Origin of the sequence: Curtanaerobium respiraculi (assembly GCF_024609215.1) — a bacterium.
Classification (GTDB): domain Bacteria; phylum Actinomycetota; class Coriobacteriia; order Coriobacteriales; family Eggerthellaceae; genus Curtanaerobium; species Curtanaerobium respiraculi.
In genome coordinates, this window is the sequence record NZ_JANIPD030000025.1 from 1 (window position 1) to 4,868 (window position 4,868).

At 68.5% G+C, this 4,868-nt stretch carries 5 protein-coding genes; 4 read left to right on the top strand and 1 reads right to left on the bottom strand.

Translation table 11 applies throughout. The annotated features are described in order from the left end of the window. Positions 1–413 precede the first annotated feature (413 nt). From NOV21_RS07760 to NOV21_RS07775, 4 genes are all read left to right on the top strand, one after another. Positions 414–872 carry a hypothetical protein gene (locus NOV21_RS07760; protein ID WP_283171724.1) on the top strand — a complete coding sequence of 153 codons (459 nt, stop codon included), beginning with the start codon at positions 414–416 and terminating at the stop codon, positions 870–872. A 2-nt stretch (positions 873–874) separates the two neighbouring features. Further along, positions 875–1,870, top strand: coding sequence for a VirB6/TrbL-like conjugal transfer protein, CD1112 family (locus tag NOV21_RS07765; RefSeq protein WP_283171725.1), 996 nt, complete (start codon positions 875–877; stop codon positions 1,868–1,870). A 102-nt stretch (positions 1,871–1,972) separates the two neighbouring features. Continuing rightward, positions 1,973–2,476 carry a DNA gyrase gene (locus tag NOV21_RS07770; RefSeq protein ID WP_283171726.1) on the top strand — a complete coding sequence of 168 codons (504 nt, stop codon included), beginning with the start codon at positions 1,973–1,975 and terminating at the stop codon, positions 2,474–2,476. A gap of 7 nt (positions 2,477–2,483) precedes the next feature. Then, on the top strand, positions 2,484–4,598 hold the full coding sequence (locus NOV21_RS07775) for a VaFE repeat-containing surface-anchored protein (RefSeq protein ID WP_283171727.1): 2,115 nt from the start codon (positions 2,484–2,486) through the stop codon (positions 4,596–4,598). A 142-nt stretch (positions 4,599–4,740) separates the two neighbouring features. On the opposite strand, the gene NOV21_RS07780 is transcribed toward NOV21_RS07775, so the two are convergent. Next, a partial coding sequence (locus tag NOV21_RS07780) for a DUF2992 family protein (RefSeq protein ID WP_283171765.1) occupies positions 4,741–4,868 on the bottom strand: 128 nt, incomplete at its 5' end.

The window sequence follows — 4,868 nt, forward strand, 5'->3', positions numbered from 1 at the left end:
GCCCGGCGACATCCTCTGGCGCCCGGGGCACGTGGCCATCTGCATCGGGGGCGACCAGTACATACACGAGCCGCACACGGGAGACGTGTGCCGCATAGGGACGGGCATCTCGTACTTCACGTGCGCGGTGCGCTTCTAGGAGGAGACATGGAGAGACGTAAGAGGACGGCGGCCATAGCGCTCGCGGCGGTGCTCGCGCTCGGCATCGGCGCCGGCGTCGCGCGCTGCGCCGCCGTGCACGCACAGTCTGAGGAGCCGCAGGCCCAGGAGGCTGCCGCGACAGACGCAAGCGCGACGCAGGGGCGGCCCCGGAGGACAACGACGCGCAGGACGCGCTCGCCGTCCTCCAGTCCCACGCCTGGCAGGCGGAGGGAGACCCGAACGTCACCGTCGAGTTCAGGGACGGATCGATCGTGGAGACGGACGCCTCGGGCGTGCACGTCACTGCCATGGAGGTGACCGAAGCCATCGAGACCTCGCTCGACGTGCGCCTCGCCCGCGACGGCGGGGAGGGCGAGGTCAAGACGACCATCACGCTCTCCGGCAAGGAGGGCTCCTGGAAGGTCTCCTCGGACAGCTTCGCCTGCGCGCACGCCTACGTGGAGGCATCTCCCCACAGGGAGGCGGTCGCCGTCGAGGGGGTCAGCGAGCCCTACACCACGCTCATAGAGGACAGGACCGATGAGCTCGCGCTCGCTGTCGCCGCCTACTGCCGCGCGCACGTGCCCACGGCCACTAGGGCGACCTTCGACGGGGAGGTCTACCTCGACACGAACGCCGGCGTCGTCACGGCGACCTTCCACTGCGACGACGCGGCGGCGACGATACTCCAGGTCACCTACGAGGGCGGCGCCTTCGCCGTGGCGGGCTAGCCATGGGACGCGCCCTCACCCTCGCGCGCGACCGCAGGCTCGTCCTCGCGTTCGTCGCCACCTTCGGACTCCTCTCAGCACTCCTCATCCCGGAGCCCGCCTTCGCCTCCATCGCCGACGACGTGAACTCCTGGCTCTGCGGGGTCCTGCGCGATACCTGCAACTGGATCTTCAACAGCCAGGTGGACGTGCTCAAGTCCATCGGCACCGACGGCGTGCTCTCGGCGAGCTTCGACCAGATGCTGGGATCGGCCGGCACCGTCACCATGCGCGACGTGGTGCACGGCGTCTGGGAGGCGGCGATACTTCCCATCGGCTGCGGCGTCCTCTCGCTCGCCTTCACCCTGCAGCTCATCCGCATAAGCCAGCGCATGGACGGGAACGCCTCCATGCCGGGCGTGAAGGAGGTCGTGTTCCTGCTCGTCTTCTACGCGGTCTTCCTCTTCGTTCTGCAGCACAGCTTCGAGCTCATGCAGGGCGTCTACGAGGTCTCGCGCCTCGCCGTCTCGCGCGTGAGCGACCTCTTCGGGACGGGCTCGGCCCTGGACCTCCAGACCGTGTCAATCACCACGACCGACGACAACGTGGCGGCCCTCCTCGGGATGCTCGTCGTCGCGCTCGTGAGCTGGGTCGTCGTCATCGCTGCATACGTGGTGGCGCTGGTGGTGAGCTGGGCGCGGGCCCTGCAGATCTACATCATGGCCGCCTTCTCGCCGATCCCCCTGGCGCTCCTCTCCGAGGACGAGACGCGCCAGATGGGCGTGGGCTACCTCAGGAACTTCGCCTCGGTGTGCCTGGCGGGCGTGGTCATCCTGGTGCTCCTCGTGAGCTTTCCCATCGTGCTCGGCGGCCTCAACGCCGCGAGCGCGGGCGTGCCCGTGCTCGACTCGGTGGTGGGGGGCCTCAGCTACGCCCTGCAGTACCTGGCGATGTGCATCCTGCTCATCCTCGCGCTCGTGAAGAGCGGCGGCTGGGCGCGCGACGTCATGGGCGGCTAGCAAAGGAAGGAGGCGGCCATGGTCACCTAGGCCGAGAGAGGCAAGAAGCAAGCAAAGGCAAAGGCGGAGACCCCGTACCGCCACGACGACAAGGAGGAAGAAATGGCAGGCGAGAGAGACAAGGGCAAGAACGTCTACCTCACGCTGCACGAGAACTTCGTGCGCGAGAACGTCGCCTACACAGACCGCGCCACGGGGGAACAGAGGACCTTCAACCAGGTGCGCCTTCCCGCAGGCACCGTCATCGACGGGCGCGACGTGGGCGGTTACGAGTTCAGCCCGCTCTTCGTGGACCAGTCGCGCTTCAAGGGGCCCGAGTGGCGCGACATCCCGCTTCTGGCGGACCGCGAGGTGTGGCTCAAGAGGTCGGTGCTCGACCCGGAGGGACACCCCGTCACCGACGCGGACGGCAAGCGCGTGAGGGACGTGGTGAAGGTCATGCCGCAGCAGATCAAGGACGCCCTTTCGGCTTCTAGGCACGCCTGGGCCGAGGAGCACGGCGACGACCCACGCGCCCTCGCCGACCGGGGACGCGCCGCGAAGGACTCCGACGAGGCGATCGACCGTTCCGGGCGCGTTCGACCGGACGCCCGAGAGATCGGCTAGGCGCGCCATGGAGAAGACTAAAGATAAGGGACTCATCGGACGCGCGGCGCGCCTGGCCCTGGCGGCAGCGCTCGCGCTCTCGACCTGCCTGCCGCAGGCGGCGGCCTTTGCCGACACGGGGAGCGTCCACATCAGCAGCTACGAGATAGAGGACGGCTATGCGCCCGTGAACGAGGGCGTTGGGTACCGCACCGCAGAGGGGCAGGTGTCCTACTGCTACGACCACGACGCCCACGGGCCGGGACAAGCCGGCCAGGACTACACCGACCTGCGCGAGGCCGCCCATGCGGAGGACTACCTCCTCGCCAAGGGCTACCCCGCGACGAACACGATAGGCGGAACCGAATGGTCTGATGCCAAGGCGCAGGCCGTGACGCAGATGGCCGTCTGGCTCGCCTCCGGTACGGCAGGTGAGGGCGACTTCGCGGACGCCGACCCCGCCATGGTCGCGGCGGCCAAAGAGCTCGCGGGCGAGGCTGCGGCCTACCAGGGAGGCGACGCCTCCATCGACGGGCTCGGCACCGTGTGCACCATGGTGGGAAATCCCGCCGTGCAGTCCATACTCATAGCGAGCGGCGGCGGGCGCATCAGACTCGCCAAGGCATCAGCGGATACGAGCGTCACCGAGGGCGACGGCGACTACAGCCTCGAAGGTGCCGTCTACGGCGTCTACCAGGGAGATACTCTCGTGGCGCGTATCACCACCGGAGAGGACGGGCACGGTAGCACCGACGCCCGCGTGCCCGACGGCACCTACACCGTGCGCGAGATCGAGGCCCCCGCGGGCTACGCACTCTCTAGCGATGAGTACGAGGTCACCGTCTCCGGCCACGACGCCGTGGTGGACGCGCAGGACACGCCCGTGACCGTCACCTTCCGCCTCAAGAAGACCGACGCCGAGACTGGCGAGGCGACGCCCCAGGGTGCGGCATCGCTCGACGGCGCCGTCTACGAGGCGACGTTCGAGCAGAGCGGCAAGGCCAAGACGGTCAGGGGAACGACGCAGAACGGCGAGGTCACCTTCGAGGGAATCCCGCTGAGTCGCATCTCCGTGCGTGAGGTGACGCCTCCAACGGGCTACCTTCCCGATACGGAAGAGCACGTCTTCGATGTGACGGCCGAGGACGCCGGACACGGCTCCGCGGTCTTCGAGCTCACGCCTGAGGGAGAGTTCACCGAGCAGGTGGTGCGCGGCGACCTCGCGCTCGTGAAGGTGACCGACGGCACCCAGCAGCGACTCGCTGGCGTGCCCTTCAAGATCACCAGCACGACCACGGGCGAGTCCCACGTGATCGTGACGGACGGCAACGGCCAGGCCTCCACGGCTGCCAGCTGGAACGCCCACACTAAGGACACCAACGGCGGCACGGCGGACTCCGGCGTGTGGTTCGGAGGCTCCGAGCCCGACGACGCCAAGGGGGCGCTGCCCTACGACGACTACACGGTCGAGGAGCTGCCCTCAGAGGCCAACGCCGACCGCACGCTCATCCCGGCCTTCGACGTCACGGTCTACCGCGACAGCGCGACCGTGGAGCCGGGCACGCTCACCAACGACGTCCCGCCCAGCGAGACGCCTCCCTCGCCCGGCGTGCGCACCGAGGCGACCGACGCGGACGACGGCGACCACGAGGCCGTGGCAGACGACTCGGTGACCATCGTGGACACCGTCTCCTACACGGGGCTCACGCCCGGCAAGGAGTACACGCTCACGGGAACCCTCGCGGACAGGGAGACCGGCGAGCCCGTCCGCTCGGACGGCAAGGCCGCCACCTCCACTGTGGCCTTCGTGCCCGACGCGGCGGACGGCACGCAGGAGGTCACCTTCACCTTCGACGGCGCGAAGCTCTCAGGGCACGCGGTCGTGGCCTTCGAGTCGCTCACCCTGGACGGTCAGGAGGTCGCGTCCCATGCCGACGTGAACGACGAGGGGCAGACCGTGGAGCTCGTGCTGCCCGAGACTCCCGAGGCACCGATGCCCGGCGGCAAGCTCCCGCAGACGGGAGACGAGCTGCCGATAGCGGGCATCTGCGCCCTGGCTGCGGCGGGTTGCGCCGCCTCCGTCATCGGCATCGCGCGCAGCATCGGCCCGCGCCGCGAGGAGGACGAGGGAGAGGATGGCTAGCATCGTCGCCTGCATAGTCGGCTTCCTCTCCGGCTTCGCGGCGCTCGCCGCTTACGCCTGCTGCAGGGCGTCCGGCGCGGCGTCACGGGTGGAGGAAAGGGGGCGATGAGCAAGGGCTCGCATGTGCGGGCCCTTTTCTTGTCTAATGCCCTCGGCGTTTCTCCTTGTGCTTCTGCTGCTTGAGGTCGAACTGACGCTGCTTCTCTGCTTCGCGCTGTTCTTTGCTGGCGTGTTTTCGCTCTGCCTTTGCAACTTCAAGCTGTAGTTGCA

What these genes read in the sequence shown, in the direction of transcription:
- NOV21_RS07775 (WP_283171727.1), top strand. Translation starts at nt 2,484, where the DNA reads ATGGAGAAGACTAAAGATAAGGGACTCATCGGACGCGCGGCGCGCCTG.
- NOV21_RS07765 (WP_283171725.1), top strand. Translation starts at nt 875, where the DNA reads ATGGGACGCGCCCTCACCCTCGCGCGCGACCGCAGGCTCGTCCTCGCG.
- NOV21_RS07770 (WP_283171726.1), top strand. Translation starts at nt 1,973, where the DNA reads ATGGCAGGCGAGAGAGACAAGGGCAAGAACGTCTACCTCACGCTGCAC.